The sequence below is a fragment of the Halorubrum ezzemoulense DSM 17463 genome, from assembly GCF_002114285.1.
GTDB lineage: Archaea > Halobacteriota > Halobacteria > Halobacteriales > Haloferacaceae > Halorubrum > Halorubrum ezzemoulense.
The window spans coordinates 14,489-29,597 of the sequence record NZ_NEDJ01000002.1; the positions used below are offsets into that span (position 1 = coordinate 14,489).

At 68.9% G+C, this 15,109-nt stretch carries 15 protein-coding genes; 9 read left to right on the forward strand and 6 right to left on the reverse strand.

The genetic code is table 11. The features are described 5' to 3' along the window. Positions 1-14: 14 nt before the first annotated feature. The 4 genes from B9H04_RS00860 to B9H04_RS00875 all read left to right on the forward strand — a co-directional run bounded on the left by B9H04_RS00860 (position 15) and on the right by B9H04_RS00875 (position 3,039). Positions 15-482 carry a DUF4212 domain-containing protein gene (locus B9H04_RS00860; RefSeq protein WP_049929580.1) on the forward strand — a complete coding sequence of 156 codons (468 nt, stop codon included), beginning with the start codon at positions 15-17 and terminating at the stop codon, positions 480-482. Beyond that, positions 479-2,200, forward strand: coding sequence for a sodium:solute symporter family transporter (locus tag B9H04_RS00865; RefSeq protein ID WP_085682365.1), 1,722 nt, complete (start codon positions 479-481; stop codon positions 2,198-2,200). Before B9H04_RS00860 ends, B9H04_RS00865 begins: the two co-directional genes overlap by 4 nt. Next, the gene (locus tag B9H04_RS00870; protein ID WP_049929582.1) at positions 2,200-2,661 is read left to right on the forward strand and encodes a universal stress protein; all 462 of its coding nucleotides are present in this window, start codon (positions 2,200-2,202) and stop codon (positions 2,659-2,661) included. The genes B9H04_RS00865 and B9H04_RS00870 overlap by 1 nt, the downstream gene beginning before the upstream one ends. A gap of 102 nt (positions 2,662-2,763) precedes the next feature. Then, entirely contained in the window at positions 2,764-3,039 is a 276-nt protein-coding gene (locus B9H04_RS00875) for a hypothetical protein (RefSeq protein ID WP_049929583.1), read from the forward strand. 22 nt (positions 3,040-3,061) lie between these two features. On the opposite strand, the gene B9H04_RS00880 is transcribed toward B9H04_RS00875, so the two are convergent. Both B9H04_RS00880 and B9H04_RS00885 read right to left on the reverse strand, forming a co-directional pair. Then, a complete protein-coding gene (locus B9H04_RS00880) occupies positions 3,062-3,718 on the reverse strand; it encodes an NAD-dependent epimerase/dehydratase family protein (RefSeq protein WP_049929584.1) in 657 nt (218 codons plus the stop codon). A 92-nt stretch (positions 3,719-3,810) separates the two neighbouring features. After that, positions 3,811-6,450 carry a heavy metal translocating P-type ATPase gene (locus tag B9H04_RS00885; protein WP_049929585.1) on the reverse strand — a complete coding sequence of 880 codons (2,640 nt, stop codon included), beginning with the start codon at positions 6,448-6,450 and terminating at the stop codon, positions 3,811-3,813. A 180-nt stretch (positions 6,451-6,630) separates the two neighbouring features. On the opposite strand from B9H04_RS00885, the gene B9H04_RS00890 reads away from it, so the two are divergent. After that, positions 6,631-6,825, forward strand: a complete 195-nt coding sequence (locus B9H04_RS00890) for a cold-shock protein (RefSeq protein WP_004045866.1) — start codon at positions 6,631-6,633, stop codon at positions 6,823-6,825. Positions 6,826-6,999: 174 nt separating this feature from the next. Then, on the forward strand, positions 7,000-7,560 hold the full coding sequence (locus B9H04_RS00895) for a hypothetical protein (RefSeq protein ID WP_049929586.1): 561 nt from the start codon (positions 7,000-7,002) through the stop codon (positions 7,558-7,560). Between the two features lie 49 nt (positions 7,561-7,609). On the opposite strand, the gene B9H04_RS00900 is transcribed toward B9H04_RS00895, so the two are convergent. Continuing rightward, the gene (locus tag B9H04_RS00900; RefSeq protein WP_080508531.1) at positions 7,610-8,569 is read right to left on the reverse strand and encodes an oxidoreductase; all 960 of its coding nucleotides are present in this window, start codon (positions 8,567-8,569) and stop codon (positions 7,610-7,612) included. A 92-nt stretch (positions 8,570-8,661) separates the two neighbouring features. After that, the gene (locus B9H04_RS00905; protein ID WP_049929587.1) at positions 8,662-9,732 is read right to left on the reverse strand and encodes a hypothetical protein; all 1,071 of its coding nucleotides are present in this window, start codon (positions 9,730-9,732) and stop codon (positions 8,662-8,664) included. 255 nt (positions 9,733-9,987) lie between these two features. Between B9H04_RS00905 and B9H04_RS00910 the strand changes: the two genes are divergently transcribed. Both B9H04_RS00910 and B9H04_RS00915 read left to right on the forward strand, forming a co-directional pair. Beyond that, positions 9,988-12,450, forward strand: coding sequence for a DNA topoisomerase VI subunit B (locus B9H04_RS00910; RefSeq protein WP_085682366.1), 2,463 nt, complete (start codon positions 9,988-9,990; stop codon positions 12,448-12,450). After that, the gene (locus B9H04_RS00915) at positions 12,450-13,535 is read left to right on the forward strand and encodes a DNA topoisomerase IV subunit A (protein WP_049929589.1); all 1,086 of its coding nucleotides are present in this window, start codon (positions 12,450-12,452) and stop codon (positions 13,533-13,535) included. Before B9H04_RS00910 ends, B9H04_RS00915 begins: the two co-directional genes overlap by 1 nt. A 32-nt stretch (positions 13,536-13,567) precedes the next feature. On the opposite strand, the gene B9H04_RS00920 is transcribed toward B9H04_RS00915, so the two are convergent. Then, positions 13,568-13,804 carry a CDGSH iron-sulfur domain-containing protein gene (locus tag B9H04_RS00920; RefSeq protein WP_049929591.1) on the reverse strand — a complete coding sequence of 79 codons (237 nt, stop codon included), beginning with the start codon at positions 13,802-13,804 and terminating at the stop codon, positions 13,568-13,570. Between the two features lie 107 nt (positions 13,805-13,911). Here B9H04_RS00920 and msrB point away from each other — a divergent pair, with 107 nt between their 5' ends. After that, entirely contained in the window at positions 13,912-14,322 is a 411-nt protein-coding gene (gene msrB, locus B9H04_RS00925; protein WP_049929592.1) for a peptide-methionine (R)-S-oxide reductase MsrB, read from the forward strand. Positions 14,323-14,349: 27 nt separating this feature from the next. On the opposite strand, the gene B9H04_RS00930 is transcribed toward msrB, so the two are convergent. Continuing rightward, on the reverse strand, positions 14,350-15,102 hold the full coding sequence (locus tag B9H04_RS00930) for a sensor histidine kinase (RefSeq protein ID WP_049929593.1): 753 nt from the start codon (positions 15,100-15,102) through the stop codon (positions 14,350-14,352). Positions 15,103-15,109: the final 7 nt, after the last annotated feature.

Below are 15,109 nucleotides of genomic sequence, written 5' to 3' on the forward strand. Positions count from 1 at the left end.
ACTCACGCCAAAACATGACAGATAATACCTCACGCGAACGGGACGACGCGGTCACCGACGGGGGCCGCGCATCCGACGACGCGGCCACCGACGGGGGCGTCGCCTCCGCCGGAGCCGCACAGACGCACAGGGACACCGACTACCTCAGCGAAGAGGTGAACCTGCTGAAACCGAGCACCGCGTACATGCGGGACCATCTCAGGATCGTCTGGGCCGGGTTCATCGTCTGGGCGCTCGCCGTCTTCGGCCCGGTGACACTGACGATGCTCGCTCCGGGGCCGATGACGACGACGACGGTACCGGTGCTCGGGTTCCCCCTCCACTACTTCCTCGTCGCCTTCGGAGCGCCGACGAGCGCCCTCGTCTTGGCGGCCGTCTACGCCCGTCAGCGCGACAAGTTGGACGATAAGTACGGCATCGAACACACCGCCGCGGAGCCCGCGGACTCCGGGAGCGTCGACGACGGGGGGCAGCAGGGATGATGGCCCCGCTTCAAGCCGAGGCGCTCGACATCTCGTTCAAGCTCCTCCCGGCGATCATCGTTTTCCTGATGATGGCCTCGTTCCTCGTCATCGGGTTCGTGTTCAAGGTGGCGGACGCCGAGGGCATGTGGGTCGCCGGCCGGGGTATCGGCAACATCGAGAACGGGATGGCGATCGGCGCCAACTGGATGTCGGCCGCCTCGTATCTCGGCCTCGCGGGGCTAGTCGCGCTGTCCGGATTCTACGGGCTGGCGTTCATCGTCGGCTGGACCACCGGGTACTTCGTCCTGCTCATCTTCCTCGCGGCGCAAATGCGCCGGTTCGGGAAGTACACTGCGCCGGACTTCGTCGCGGACCGGTTCAACTCCCCGATGGCACGCGCGCTGGCCGCGTTCACCACGCTGCTCATCGCGTACGTCTACTCCGTGGGCCAGGCCCGCGGGATGGGGCTCGTCGGCCAGTACGTCTTCGGGCTCGACATCGTCCCGATGATCGTCGTGATGATGACCATAACGGTCGGGTACCTCGCGCTCTCCGGGATGCTGGGCGCGACGAAGAACATGGCCGTCCAGTACGTTATCCTCATCATCGCGTTCCTCGCGGGCGTCTACGTCGTCGGCTTCTCACAGGGCTACTCCACCGTGCTTCCGCAGATCGAGTACGGCACCCTGTTCAGCGAACTCAGCCGGCAGTTCTCCGAACCGTTCATCGGCGGGAACAGCTACTACCTCTGGGTCGCGACGGCGTTCTCGCTCATCGTCGGGACCTGCGGACTCCCGCACGTCTTGGTCCGGTTCTACACGGTCAAAAACGAGCGCACGGCCCGGTGGTCGACGGTCTCGGGGCTGTTCTTCATCATGCTCCTGTACTGGGCCGCGCCGGCGATGGCCGCCTTCGGCGTCGACCTGTTCGCCGCGGTCAACAACCTCTCCCCGGACGCCGTCTACAGCGGTCAACAGGCGATGTCCGGCGCGGAGGGGGACGTTATCGTCGTGCTGGCCGCCCAGTTCGCGAGCCTGCCGCGCTGGTTCGTCGGCCTCGTCGCCGCCGGCGGGATGGCCGCGGCCATCGCGACGACCGCCGGACTGTTCATCACGGCCTCTTCGGCCGTCGCACACGACATTTACTCGGAGCTCATCAACCCCGACGCGACCCAGCGCCAGCAGGTGCTCATCGGGCGGGCGACCATCATCGGCATCGGCGCCCTGGTCACCGTCACCGCGTTCAACCCGCCGGCGCTCATCGGTGAACTCGTCGCCTACGCGTTCTCGCTCGCCGGCACCGTGCTGTTCCCGATGTTCTTCCTCGGGCTCTGGTGGGAGAACACCAACCGCCAGGGGGCCTTGGCCGGGATGTCCGTCGGTCTCCTGCTGTGGATCACTTCGATCATCAACAGCGTCCTGCCCGCCTACCTGGGCTTCCTCGCCGACATCGCCGGTGGCGCCGGACAGGCGAGCGTCCCGATCTACGCCCAGTACGTCCCGCCGATCGGCGCTGCTTTAATCGGAACGCCGCTCGTGTTCCTCGTCACGATTGTCGTCTCGATGGCGACGCCGGAACCGCCACTGGAGACCAAGCGGATGGTGCGCCAGTGTCACAGCCCCGAACCGATGGGGCAACAGCAGACCGCCGAGGACGTGGTCGCCGACGGCGGTGAAGACGTCGCGACGGACGGTGGTCGCGCAGTTGACGACGAGACGACGGAGGAGGAGCGATAATGTACGACCGCATCCTCGTTCCCACCGACGGCAGCGACGTCGCGGAGGCAGCGGTCGACCACGCCCTCGACCTCGCGGAGAAGTACGACGCCGAGGTCCACGCGCTGTACGTCGTCGACATCGACTCCGTGAACATCAGCCTCGGGACCGAACAGGTGGACCGAATCAGGCAGGGTCGGTTCGACGAGATGGACGAGCTGAAAGAACAGGCCGAAGCGGCGACCGGCGTCGTCGCCGACCGTGGCGCCGAGCGCGATGTCGACGTCGTCGAACACGTCGCGGGCGGGCGACCCCACAAGGTGATCGCCGACTACGCCGAGAATCACGATATCGACATCATCGTGATGGGGAGCCACGGCCGCGCGGGCGTCCGCCGCGCCCTGCTCGGCAGCGTCACGGAGCGTACCCTGCGCTCGACGCACGTCCCCGTCCTCGTCGTCGACTACCTCGACGAGGACTGAACCCCGAGGTTCGGTTCCTCGCCGACGGACGGATCGACTCGCCGCGCGGTCGACGCCGCGCGATTCCGCAACACCGACGTATCCCCCTCAGCCACTCACCATATGCCCGACTCGGACGCCGCGGAGACGCCGGACGACGAGCCGACCGACCCGAGCGTCGCCGACCGCGCCCGGCACGTACTCAGCGAGAACGGCACCGGAATGTTACAGGACCTGCTGTTCGCGCTCGTGTGGGTCGGGCTCGCGTCGTCGCTGTACAACGTCGCCTTCTCGGCGGCCCCGCAGTGGGTGCTGTACATGTTCATGCTCGCGGGGATCCCCGCCTACTTCGGCTTCTTCATCTCGCTGGAGATCGCCAAAGAGCAGAGCGCGCGCTGACGCGCCCGATTACTCTCGCCGTTCACCCGGCGAGTTCGCGAATATCACCGACGTCGAGTAACCGCTCGTCCGGATCCAGCGCGGCGCGGTACGTCGCCCGCGCGACCGTGTCCACGGAGAGCGGCCGCGACTCGCCGAGCCGGGACGCGATCGGCCGCGCGCTCGCGACGAACCGGAGGAGGCGGTCGACCACGCCGGGAACGTGCGGCTGTCCCTCCCCGTACACCGGTCCCGGTCGGAGGGTGACGGCGTCGAGGTCGAGGTCGGCGATCCCGGTCTCGGCGCGTCGCTTGGCCGTCAGGAAGGCGTTCCGGACGCCGGGCGGCTTCCCGGCCGCGGAGAGGAAGACGAACGCGTCGACGCCGGCCCGCTCCGCCTCCAGCGCCGCGAGGAGGGCCGCGTCGCCGTTGACGCGCTCGAAGGTCACGCCGTCGGTCGGCGCCTCGGTGAGGGTCCCGACGGCGTGAACCACGGCGTCGACGCCGTCGAGGCGATCGCGCCACGCGTTCGGCCGGAAGAGGTCGGCGCTCGTCCACGAGACGCCGTCGACCCAGTCGGCGGCGAGGTCCGGGCGGCCGCCCCGCGAGACGCTGCGGACCTCGTGGCCGTCGCGGACCGCGAACCGACAGACGCCGCGTCCGATGAACCCGCTGCCGCCGACGACGAGGAGGGTGGACATGCGACGGCGTACGCTCCGCGCCGTCTTGGGACTTCGGGACGGCGAGCCGAGAGAGTCGGGGAGAGAGCCCGACGAGGGACCGTCGGTGGCGTTCAGCGCCGCAGGAACCTGAGGAGCGCGTAGTCTCCGTCGGGATCGTACCGGCGGAAGGCGAGGCTGTTCGTCAGCACCGACACCGACGAGAACGCCATCGCCCCGGCCGCGAGGGCGGGCTGGAGCAGCCCGAGCGACGCGAGCGGGATCATCGCGGTGTTGTAGCCGAGCGCCCACACGAGGTTCTGTTTGATCTTCCGGAGCGTCGCGTCGGAGACGCGGATCGCCTTCACCACGTCGAGCGGGTCGTCGCGCATCAGCGTCACGTCGGCGGCCTCGATCGCCACGTCGGTCCCGGAGCCGATCGCGGTGCCGACGTACGCGACCGCCAGCGCGGGGGCGTCGTTGACGCCGTCGCCGACCATCATCGCCCGACGGCCGTCGCTCTGGATCGCCTCGACCGCGTCGGACTTGTCCTCGGGGAGGACGCCGGCGCGGACGTTCTCGGGGTCGATGCCGACCTGCTCTGCGACCGCGCGGGCCGTGCGCTCGTTGTCGCCCGTGATCATCATCACGTCGACCCCGCGCTCGCGGAGCTGGCTCACCGCGTCCTTTGCGCTCGGTTTCACCGTGTCCGCGTCGGCGACGACGCCGAGGAGCTCCCCGTCGTCCGCGCCGGCGGGGACCCGCGCGACGAGCATCGCCGTCTTCCCCTCGCGTTCGAGCCGCTCCATCGCGTCCGCCGCGGGCGAGGGGTCGATCCCGGCGTCGCGCAGCAGCTTCCGGTTGCCGACGAGTACCTCGTCGCCGTCGACGGTGGCTCTGACTCCGTGCCCCGGGACGTTCTCGAACGACTCGGGCTCGCCGAGGTCGAGGCCGCGCGCCTCGGCACCGTCGACGATCGCCCGGGCGAGGGGGTGTTCGCTGCCGCGTTCGGCGCTAGCGGCGAGCCGGAGGATCTCGTCTTCGGCCGTCGCCGTCGCGTCGTCCGTCGCCGCCGCGTCGCCGCGCTCGGCGACCGCGCCGCCGTCGGGGACCTCACCGGTCGCGACCACGTCGGTGAGCTCCATCTCGCCCGCCGTGAGCGTTCCCGTCTTGTCGAACACGACCGTGTCGACGTCTTTCGCGCGTTCGAGGACGTCGCCGCCCTTGAACAGGACGCCGTTCCGCGCCCCGATGGTGGTCCCGACCATCGTCGCGGCCGGGGTCGCGAGCCCGAGCGCGCAGGGACACGCGATGAGCACCGACGAGGCGAACACGACGACGGCGAACTCGAACACCGAGATGGTCCCGCCGGTCGAACCGGGTCCGCCCGCGACCTGCCCCCACAGCGGGAGCGAGTCGACGAAGCCCGCGAGCGCCTCGGGGAAGAGGAACCAGACGACGCCCCAGAACAGCGCGTTCGCGATGACCGCGGGCACGAAGTACGCGGAGATCCGGTCCGCGAGGTTCTGGATGTCGGGCTGGCGGGACTGTGCCTCCTTCACCGTCTGAACGATCTGCTGGAGCGCGGTGTCCGCGCCGACCTTCGTCGCCTCGACGACGAGGAGGCCGTTCTCGTTTATCGTCGAGCCGACGACCTCGTCGCCCTCGCCCTTCTCGACCGGGACGGACTCCCCGGTCACCATCGACTCGTCGACCGCGGACTGTCCCTCGACGACGACGCCGTCGGTCGGGATCTGCTCGCCGGGGCGGACCTTCATCCGGTCGCCGACCGCGACCTCGTCGATCGGGACCTCGCGCTCGGTCCCGTCCTCGTCGACGAGGGTCGCGGTGTCGGCCTCCATCTCCAGGAGCTTCCGCAGCGCGTTGCCGGCCTGTCCCTTCGAGCGGGCTTCGAGGTAGTTGCCGAGCGTGATGAAGACGAGGATCAGCGCCGCCGTGTCGAAGTAGACGCTCCCGGCGACCAGATCGAGGAGGACGGCGACGGAGTAAACGTACGCCGTCGACGACCCCAGCGCGATCAGCACGTCCATGTTGGCGCGGCCGTTCGTGACGAGCGCCTTGTACGAGTTCCTGTAGAACGGCCGCCCGAGCACCAGCTGGACCGGCGTCGCGAGCGCGAACTGGACCCAGCCGATCTCGACGCCGAGGACCCGCTCCGGGACGACGGCGCCCCCGAGGAGGAGCTTGTCGGCCATGAAGAACAGCAGCGGCGCGGCCAGCGCGGCGCCGAACAGCGTCAGCCGAAGCTGCTTTCTGATCTCCGCGTTCCGAGCCGCGTCGCGCGCGCTCTCGCCGGAGTCGCCGTCCTCCCCCTCGCCGTTCGAGTCCTCGTCCTCGCGGACCGGCGAGTAACCCGCGTCCTCGACGGCGTCGTACAGCGCCGCCCGCGAGGTCTCGGCGGGGTTGTATCGGACCTGCGCCTCGTCCGTCGCGTAGTTCACGTCGGCGTCGACGACGCCGGGTACGGACTCGAGGGCGTCGCGGTTGGCGTCCGCGCAGTTCGCGCACGACATGTCGGTGATGGCGACGGTCGCCGTCTCCGAGACCGCCCCGTAGCCCGCGTCCTCGATCGCGTCGTAGATCGCCGCGAGCGACGTCGCCTCCGGGTCGTACTCGACGCTCGCCTCGTCGGTCGCGTAGTTCGCGTCCGCCCGCGAGACGCCGTCCAGCGACTCGACGGCGTCGCCGACCGCCGCCGAGCAGTTGGCGCAGCTCATCCCCGTGATGTCGAGGTGGGTCGTTCTGGCACTCATCTTGGGTACTACTACGGGATACTCCCTTAGTGCGTTTTCCCATTCGAAACCAAAGCCTGACAAGAGAGAAAATTTAGAATCCGAAGCTACCGGAGGGTTTCGCCCGAACTCGACCCTATTTCCTCCCCACGAACGCGGCACACAACACTTATCACCTCGTCGGGCGACAGTTGATCCGCGATGGCGACAGGCAAGGTCGACTTCTTCAACGACACCGGCGGCTACGGATTCATCGAGACTGACGACGCTGACGAGGACGTGTTCTTCCACATGGAAGACGTCGGCGGCCCGGACCTCGAGGAGGGACAGGAGGTAGAGTTCGAGATCGAGGAGGCGGACAAGGGTCCGCGCGCGACGAACCTCACTCGGCTGTAACTCGTCCGGCGGCATCCGCTACCGGCGAACTCGGACAGCTCTCGAAACGCGTTCCGTGTATATTACGCACCGCGAGCGACGGCGCCGTCGTTCGTCCGTCGGCCGACGCCCTCGCTGTCTCTCCTTCCCGCCGACGGCGTCGCCGTTTTACTCGCCGAGCGACGAGCTTTCTACATGGAGGCCGACGACCCTAACAGCCACCTCGACGACCTCGACGCGTTCGTCGCCGAGAACCTCGACCGCTACGCCGAGACGCAGGGCGTCCTCCCGGAGCGGCTCGACGAGTTCGGCGAGCGGTACCGCTCGCAGGGGCACCTGACGCGGGATCAGCTGTACGAGATCGCCTACGAGTCGTCCACGCGGAGCGCGTACCACGTCGAGAAGAATCCCGAGGCGCGCTGCCGCGAGGTGACGCGCAACGCGCGCGCCGTCGACGGCGACTTCTCGTCGATCCACCTCATCACCGGCCTCGCCGGGTTCAAAGCGGCGACCGCGTCGTGCGTGGTGGCCGCGCTCGACGGCGATCGGCACGCCGTCGTCGACACGCGGGTCTGGGCGTCTCTGGAGCGGCTGGGTTACCTCGACGGGCGCAAGGAGTCGTTCGACGCCGCCGACTACGTGACGATGATCGAGCCGATCCGCGCGATCGCCGACGAGACGGGCTACCGGCCGGTCGATGTGGGCTACGCGCTGTTCGCGCACGACGCCCACGTCCGGGACGGGACGCTTCACTGAGGGACGGACCGAGCGAGCCGCGGCCGCGCGAGCGGCGCGCGAAAACCGCCTACACCGGGTACTCGACGCCGGTCGCCTCGGTCGAGTACTCCCAGAGCTTCCGGGCGTCGTCCCGGTCGTAGGAGGCGTCGTTCGACCGCCCGACGGTCGGGTGCCCGCGCATGTTCATCAGGCCGCCCGGCTCGACGTACGCCCCGCCGTCGATGTCGGCGGTGGCCGCGTACAGCATCGGCTCGACGCCGATATCGGCGTCCTGCCCGAGGACCGCGTTCGCGGCCTTCATGCCGACCTTCATCAGCGGGTTCCCGCTCTCCTCGGCGGTCCGCATCTGGAGGTTCGTGTCGGTGTAGCCGGGGTGGCAGGCGACGCTGCGGATCCCCGGGTCGCCGTCCTCGTCGCTCGCGGCGTCGAGCCGGCGCTGGAGCTCGTAGGCGAACAGCAGGTTCGAGAGCTTGCTGCGTCCGTACGCCTGCCACTTCCCGTACGACCGCTCCCAGTTGAGATCCGAGAAGTCCATCTCGCCCTGCTCGTGGGCCCCCGAGGACTGCGTGACGACGCGGGCATCACTGCCGATCCCCTCGGCGGCGTCAAGGAGGTCGAACAGCCGTCCGGTGAGCGCGAAGTGGCCGAGGTGGTTGACGCCGAACTGCGTCTCGAAGCCGTCCTCGGTCTCGCTACGCGGGATCGCCATCACGCCGGCGTTGTTACAGAGCACGTCGACGGCGTCGTAGTCGTCCCGCAGGCCATCGACGAACGCCCCCACCGAGTCGAGCGACGCGAGGTCGCACTCGCGGACGTCGAGGTCGCCGTCGAGGCCGCCCCTGGCGTCCGCCCGGACCTCGTCGGCCGCCGCCTCGGCGCGCTCGACGCTCCGACACGCCATCACGACGGTCGCGCCCCTCGCGGCGAACTCCCGGGTCCCCTCGAACCCGAGTCCGCTGTTCGCCCCGGTGACGACCACCGTCTTCCCGTCCAACCGCGGCATCTCGTCGGCCGTCCATCCTGACATGGACGGAGGAAGGGGCGTCACGGGGAGAAACCTGTCGGCGGCCGAACCGTCGCCCGAGAGCGTCCCCGGGACGGGGCGGCGACGCTCCGAAATCAGGTCTCCTCGAACCCGCGTAACACGACGGCCACCGCGTCCGCGGACGGAACGTCGCGGACGGCGTACTCGGTCGGGTGCCGTCGGGCATGCGGGTACGTGTCCGGCTGCGGGACCGCGTACGTCTCCCGCCCCTCGAAGCCCCTGAGGAAGTCCCGCGTGATCATCGGTTCGACGAACGCTAACCGCGGCGGCTCGCTCTCGTCGGGTGCGATGAACCCCTGGATGAGCGTATTCGCGAACGCGTCCGGGTCCCCCGGCTCGCCCGGGCCGTCCGGGAGTTCCGGCGCGTCCGCGGGAGCCGTGTGTTCGCCCATGTCGGTGATGTACCGCTGGTCGGCGACCGGCTCGGGCGACCGCGCGTACCCCTCGGGGAGCTGGTCGTAATCGAACCGCGTCTCCGTCACCTCGCCGTCGGGATCCGGCTGCGGACTGCCGGGCGCGTACTCCCCGTTCCCGGTGTCGTACGGCGGGAGTCGAGGTCCGTCGACGGCGTCGACGGTCGCCGGATCGAGCATGTGGAAGTGAATATCGAAGTGCGGCTTGAGCCACGCGCCCGCCCCGCCGAAGTGGCCGCCCGGATTCCAGTTGAGCCCGAGGAACGTGAACGGCGTCCGCTCCGCGGCTGGGAACGGGACGAAGAACTGGAGCGACTGCTTGAAGTGGACCTGCGTCGCCTGCCCGCCCGCGCGGTACTTGTCGGTCTCGGCCCGGTGGTTGGCCGCTTCGAGCTCGCCGGCGTTCGGGAGGCCCTCCAGCGCCGTCCGGTCGAACTCCACGCCGTGGTACTTCGGCTCGCCCGACGGGGTCTCGGTGGTGAACGTCCTGACCGAGCCGTTTCCGAGGTCGACGCTCCGGCCGTAGGTCGTGATCCCCTTCGGTGGGAACCCGCCCGCAGCGCGGACGCCGGCGCCGTTCCCACTTCTCGGTTCGCCGACGGCGGTCGACGTGCCCCAGACGAGGGCGGCGCCGGTCGCGGCCGTGCCTCGGAGTACCGCCCGTCGGTCCGGCTCCGGCGGTCGGGTCGTGGTTCGCGCTCGGTTCGCCTCGCCACTCGCGTCGTCTGTCATTTCGGTGCTCCCTCCCGGAACAAATGCTGGTCTGTGACACATCACCGTGCCGCATCAATCAATAAATTTAAATTATTTCAATGTAACGACCGGCCGGCCGACGGTATGACGGGATAGCGAGTTCAGACGCGTCCCGAGAACGGTCACGTGAGAGCGGCACACGCATCCGTCGGAGACGGCTTCTTCCGCGGGGATACACTTTCACCGCGCCGCCGGTGCGTTTTTAGGTGCCTCGGGGAAAGGAGTGAGTACCGAATGACGTCCTTCCAGTCGACGATCGGCGACGAGGAGGGGATCGCGGAGGAGCTGGCCGAGGGCCAGCGCGAGATCTCCATCGCCGAGTTCTTCGAGAAGAACAAACACATGCTCGGGTTCGACTCGGGCGCCCGGGGGCTCGTCACCGCTGTCAAGGAGGCGGTCGACAACGCCCTCGACGCGACCGAGGAGGCCGGCGTCCTCCCCGACATCTACATCGAGATCGAGGAGGTGGGCGACTACTACCGGCTCGTCATCGAGGACAACGGGCCTGGGATCACGAAAGAACAGCTTCCGAAGGTGTTCGGAAAGCTCCTGTACGGTAGCCGGTTCCACGCCCGCGAGCAGTCCCGCGGGCAGCAGGGGATCGGGATCTCGGCGGCCGTCCTGTACTCGCAGCTGACCTCGGGCCAGCCGGCGAAGATCACTTCGCGGCCGAAGGGCCAATCGCGGGCGCAGTACTTCGAGCTCATCATCGATACGGACACGAACGAGCCGGAGATCCAGGCCGACGAGGAGACGACGTGGGACCGCCCCCACGGGACCCGGATCGAGCTGGAGATGGAGGCGAACATGCGCGCCCGACAGCAGCTCCACGACTACGTGAAACACACCGCGGTCGTCAACCCCCACGCACGGCTCGAACTGCGCGAGCCGGGGCTCGACGAGCCGATGAAGTTCGAGCGCGCCACCGACGAGCTGCCGGCGGAGACGGAGGAGATCCGTCCGCACCCCCACGGCGTCGAGCTCGGCACGCTGATCAAGATGCTGGAGGCGACCGAGTCGTACTCGGTCTCCGGGTTCCTCCAAGAGGAGTTCACACGGGTCGGCAAGAAGACCGCCGACAGCGTGATCGACAACTTCCGGGACGTGTACTACGGCCGCGAGCTGTCGTGGTCGCCGCCCCGAGCGCACGACGACCGCGATATCGCGAGCGCGGTCTCCGAGGCCGTCGCCAACAAGGGCGCGGAAGCGACGACCGCCTTCGCAGCGGGCGTCGCCGAGACGGTCGGGAACAACGACCGGATCACCCGGTCCGAGCTCGCCGACATCGTCGACAACGTCGCGGAGACGGTCGAGGACGACACCGGAAAGACGTTCGGCGGGACCGTCCGCGAGAACGCGGTCGACGCCGGGTGGCGGGCGGTCACCGGCCGCGGCGGCGCGGACGAGGAGGCCGCGGCGTCGAGCGGCGACGGCGGGGCCGACGACCCCGAGGAGTCCCCGCTCGTCCCCGACGTGTACGCGCTGGTCGACGAGGCCACGTCGACGCGGAAGGACGACGCCGCGGTTCAGGCGATGGCCGAGGCGCTCGCGCGCCGGTTCGAGAACCTCGACGGCGACGCGTTCCGGACCACCCGCGACGACCTCGAACGCCGCGTCGCGGACGCGGCGTCGTTCGTCGCCGAGCAGCACGACGCGACCGTCGGCGAGACCGCGCGCGAGAACGTCGTCGCGGCGTTCTGGTCGCGGGCGCGGACCGTGCCAGACGACCCGCCGAAGGTGAAGTCGATCGCGGGCGACCGCGACGCCGCGGCCGACCTCCTAGAGGCGATGCGGACGACGGACATCCTCGCGCCGCCGACCGGGTGTCTCGCGCCGATCACGGCGGAGCTGGTCGAGGCCGGGCTACGGAAGGAGTACGACGCCGACTTCTACGCGGCGGCGACCCGCGACGCCGAGGTCCACGGCGGCGACCCGTTCATCGTCGAGGCCGGGATCGCGTACGGCGGCGAGATTCCCGCCGAGGCGTCGGTCGAGCTGCTCCGGTTCGCCAACCGCGTCCCGCTCGTCTACCAGCGAGGCGCCTGCGCGACGACGGACGTGATAAAACAGATCGGGTGGCGCAACTACGGGTTAGACCAGCCCGGGGGGTCGGGGATGCCGAACGGGCCGGCCGTCATCAGCATCCACGTCGCCTCCACGAACGTCCCGTTCACGAGCGAGTCGAAGGACGCGCTCGCGAACGTCCCCGAGATCGAAGACGAGATCGAGCTCGCGGTCCGGGAGGCCGCCCGCGAACTGGAGTCGTTCCTCAGTAAGCGGCGCTCGATGCAGCAGCGCCGGGAGAAACAGGACGTGCTCGGTCGCATCCTCCCGGAGATGGCCGACAAGGTCTCGGAGGTCACCGGCCGGCCGCGCCCCGACATCGACGGGGCCCTGGCGCGGATCATGAACAACGTCAGCGTCGAGCGCGAGGTGAACGGCGAGGCGGTGACGCTCACCGTTGAGAACCACTCGGACGTGAACGAGGAGCTGGAGATCACCGACATCGTCTCGGCGGAGCCGACCGACCTCTCCGACGGAACGGTGGTGGATATGGACGGCGAGTGGTTCGTCCAGTGGAAGCCCGAGGTCCCCTCGGGCGACGAGCGAGAACTGACGTACGCGGTCGACGGCGACCCCGAGTTCGAGGTCAGCGTCGGCGGCGTGGAGACCGAGAAACTCACGGTGAACGACTAATGACGACCGAAAGCGACGCACGAGACGAGCTGATCGACCTGGCCGCCGACTTCTACGACCAGTTCGCCGCGGGGTCGATTCCGGAGATGACGCTCCCCACGCGGACGAAGAGCAACATCGAGTACGACGAGGAGAGCGGCGTCTGGACCTACGGCGACCGCACCTCGACGCGAAGCGCGAACTCGGTGCGGGGCGCGCGCAAGCTGCTGAAAGCCGCCTACACGATCGAGTTCCTCGCGAACCAGCTCGACGACGATCGCTCGTCGACGCTGCGTGAGCTGTACTACCTGTCGGAGTCGTGGGACAACGACGAGGCGCAGTTCAACTCCCAGGACGAGTCGAACGACCTCGTGGAGGACTTAGAGATCGTCACGGGCGTCACCCGCGAGGACTTCCACATGCGCCCGGAGGAGTCGGGCGCGAAGGTGATGGGGCCGCTGCTCCTCCGCGAGCAGACCAACCGCGGTGAACGCGAGATCCACTGTCAGCTCGACGTGGGGCAGGGCGGCTACCAGATCCCGAACAACCCGGACACCATCGAGTTCCTCGACAACGACGCCGAGTTCGTCCTCTGCGTCGAGACCGGCGGGATGCGTGACCGGTTGGTCGAGAACGGGTTCGACGAGGCCCACGACGCCCTCGTGGTCCACCTCGGCGGCCAGCCCGCCCGCGCCACCCGCCGGCTCACGAAGCGCTTCCGCGACGAGCTGGACCTCCCGGTCGTGGTGTTCACCGACGGCGACCCGTGGTCCTACCGGATCTACGGCTCCGTCGCGTACGGCTCGATCAAGTCCGCACATCTCTCGAAGTACCTCGCGACGCCCGAGGCGCGGTTCATCGGGATCCAGCCCGAGGACATCGTCGAGTACGACCTCCCCTCCGACCCGCTATCCGACTCGGACATCAACGCCCTCGAATCCGAGCTGGAGGACCCGCGGTTCCAGACGGACTACTGGGAAGAGCAGATCGAGCTCCAGCTCGACATCGGCAAGAAGTCCGAACAGCAGTCCCTCGCGAGCCGCGGGCTCGACTTCGTCACCGACACCTACCTCCCCGAGCGGCTCGGGGAGATGGGCGTGATCTGACCGCCGGCGCCGTCGCGCTCGGCGGCCCGCCGCTACGCATCTTCGAACGCGATCCCGTCGACCGCGCGGCGCTCGCCGTCGGCGTCGTCGTCCTCGTATTTGTACACGACGCCGTCTTCCTCGTCGGCCGTGGCCCTATGCGAGCCGTCACAGAGCGGTTGCGAGTCGGAGAGCCCGCACCGACAGACGTAGATCAGGCCGTCGTCCCCCTTGTCGTCGTCGTCCAGTATCGTCGGCCCCCGCTCTTCGTGCGTGACTTCGCGTGCCATGGGCGCGAATCGGACCGCCGGGTGGATACCGTTTGGGGCCGCGGGCCGCAACTTCTCCGCGCCTCGCCCGTCGCAACCCCCTTGCCCGTGGGGTGCGTATCGGGGGTATGAGCGAGACAGACGAGCGCGACCCGGCGGAGCTGACCGACGACGAGTGGCGCGAGCGACTCTCCGACGAGGAGTACCGCGTGCTGCGCGAGAGCGGCACGGAGGCGAAGTTCTCCGGCGAGTACGTCGACCACCACCCCGACGACGGGGAGTACAAGTGTCGCGCCTGCGGCACGGTCCTGTTCGAGGCCGAGACGAAGTACGAGTCCGGCTGCGGCTGGCCCGCCTTCTACGCCGCCGAGGAGGAGTCGGTGACGACGACGGTGGACACCAGCCACGGGATGCGCCGCACCGAGGTCCGGTGCGCGAACTGCGACTCGCACCTCGGGCACGTGTTCGACGACGGCCCGGAGCCCACGGGGAAGCGGTTCTGTATCAACTCGGTCGCGATGGAGTACGACGACGAGTGAGCCGCCGCGACACGGCGCGTCGCGGGGTCACTCCGAGCAGAGCGGAAGCCTGACGACGAAGACAGCGCCCCTCGGCTCGTTGTCCTCGACCCACACGCCCCCGCCGTAAATCTCGACGAGCGAGCGGACGAGGTACAGCCCGATCCCCGCGCCCGGGCTGTCGAGGCCCTTCTCCCCCTTCCCGAATATCTCGTCGCGCTGGCCTTCGGGGATCCCCGGCCCGTTGTCGGCGACGCGGACCTCGGCGACGCCCTCGCCCTCGTCGACGGTCGCCGACACCGTCACCTTCGGCGGGGTCTCGTCGTTGTGCTGGACCGCGTTCCGCAGGAGGTTCCGGAACACCGAGCTCAACATCTCGTCGCCGACGACCTCGACCTCCGGGTACGAGCCCTCCACCGTGAAGACGGCCTCTGAGTACGCGGACCGCACCTCCTCGACCTGCTGTGAGAGGACCCGGTCGAGCGCGACGCGGCTCGGCTCGGCGTCCTCGCGGAGCATCACTTCGGCGAGGTCGCGGACCGTCGTGGTGAGCGAGACGGCGCTCTGCGTGTTCCGCTTGATCACGTCGAGGTACTCCCGCCCCTCCTCGTCGACGTGGTCGTCGAGCAGTTCGGCGTACGCCCCGACGAGCTGGAGGTCGTTGCGGATGTCGTGGCGCATCACCTGGTTCAGCAGCTGTAGATCGTCGCGCTGTCGCTTGAGGCGCTCTTCCGGGTCCGCCCTGTCGTCGCCCTCGAAGCGCGCGTCGTTACCCTCTCCGAGGGCCTCCTCCTCGTTCATACCGACG